Source organism: Peptacetobacter sp. AB800, assembly GCF_047807365.1.
Lineage (GTDB): Bacteria > Bacillota > Clostridia > Peptostreptococcales > Peptostreptococcaceae > Peptacetobacter.
Map to the genome: position 1 here is coordinate 1 of NZ_JBLOUI010000092.1, position 941 is coordinate 941.

At 49.1% G+C, this 941-nt stretch carries 9 tRNA genes; all 9 read right to left on the reverse strand.

Annotation, left to right across the window (positions count from 1 at the left end):
• Positions 1 to 129 precede the first annotated feature (129 nt).
• Positions 130 to 203 (reverse strand) — tRNA-Met (locus ACK2WN_RS12160).
• A gap of 8 nt (positions 204 to 211) precedes the next feature.
• Positions 212 to 287 (reverse strand) — tRNA-Phe (locus ACK2WN_RS12165).
• Between the two features lie 9 nt (positions 288 to 296).
• Positions 297 to 370, reverse strand: a tRNA-Ile gene (locus tag ACK2WN_RS12170).
• Positions 371 to 375: 5 nt separating this feature from the next.
• Positions 376 to 452: transfer RNA gene (locus tag ACK2WN_RS12175), tRNA-Pro, on the reverse strand.
• Positions 453 to 460: 8 nt separating this feature from the next.
• Positions 461 to 554: transfer RNA gene (locus ACK2WN_RS12180), tRNA-Ser, on the reverse strand.
• A gap of 6 nt (positions 555 to 560) precedes the next feature.
• Positions 561 to 649, reverse strand: a tRNA-Ser gene (locus ACK2WN_RS12185).
• Between the two features lie 12 nt (positions 650 to 661).
• Positions 662 to 734: transfer RNA gene (locus tag ACK2WN_RS12190), tRNA-Lys, on the reverse strand.
• An 11-nt stretch (positions 735 to 745) separates the two neighbouring features.
• A tRNA-Arg gene (locus ACK2WN_RS12195) sits at positions 746 to 819 on the reverse strand.
• A gap of 11 nt (positions 820 to 830) precedes the next feature.
• Positions 831 to 906 (reverse strand) — tRNA-Thr (locus ACK2WN_RS12200).
• Positions 907 to 941: the final 35 nt, after the last annotated feature.

A 941-nucleotide genomic window follows, 5' to 3' on the forward strand; every position in this document is an offset into this window, starting at 1 on the left:
TTGTTTAAAATCCGCTCAGATGTTATCTCAAAATATCTGGCATGGTTTGTATGGCGTTCGAACTATTTGTTCGAACTAAATATATCTGCTGTTCAGTTTTCAAAGTTCATTATTATTAATATAGCTCAGTAGCGGTAACAGGAGTCGAACCTGTGACCTTTCGGGTATGAACCGAACGCTCTAGCCAACTAAGCTATACCGCCATGTTCTATGGTGCCCAGAGGCGGAATCGAACCACCGACACGGGGATTTTCAGTCCCCTGCTCTACCGACTGAGCTATCTAGGCATGAATAAATGGGCCTAGCTGGACTCGAACCAGCGACCTCACGCTTATCAGGCGTGCGCTCTAACCACCTGAGCTATAGGCCCATAAATGGTCGAGGTGAAGGGACTCGAACCCCCGGCCCCATGGTCCCAAACCACGTGCGCTACCAAACTGCGCTACACCTCGATCTATTCTGGCGGAGAAGGAGGGATTCGAACCCTCGCACCGGTGTTACCCAGCCTAAACCCTTAGCAGGGGCTCCTCTTATAGCCTCTTGAGTACTTCTCCTAAATATGGCGGAGAGGGTGGGATTCGAACCCACGGTGCCGTTAAGCATCACTGGTTTTCAAGACCAGCTCCTTAAACCACTCGGACACCTCTCCATATATAAAAAATGATCTATCCGCGATTCGAACGCGGGACACCTTGATTAAAAGTCAAGTGCTCTACCGACTGAGCTAATAGACCACAATAAAAAATGAGCGCAGAAGGATTCGAACCTTCGACACACGCCTTAGAAGGGCGTTGCTCTATCCAGCTGAGCTATGCACCCATATTAGAATCTGGAGCTGGTGATAGGACTCGAACCTACAACCTGCTGATTACAAGTCAGCTGCTCTACCAATTGAGCCACACCAGCATATTGGCGGGAATAACAGGACTCGAACCTGTGAC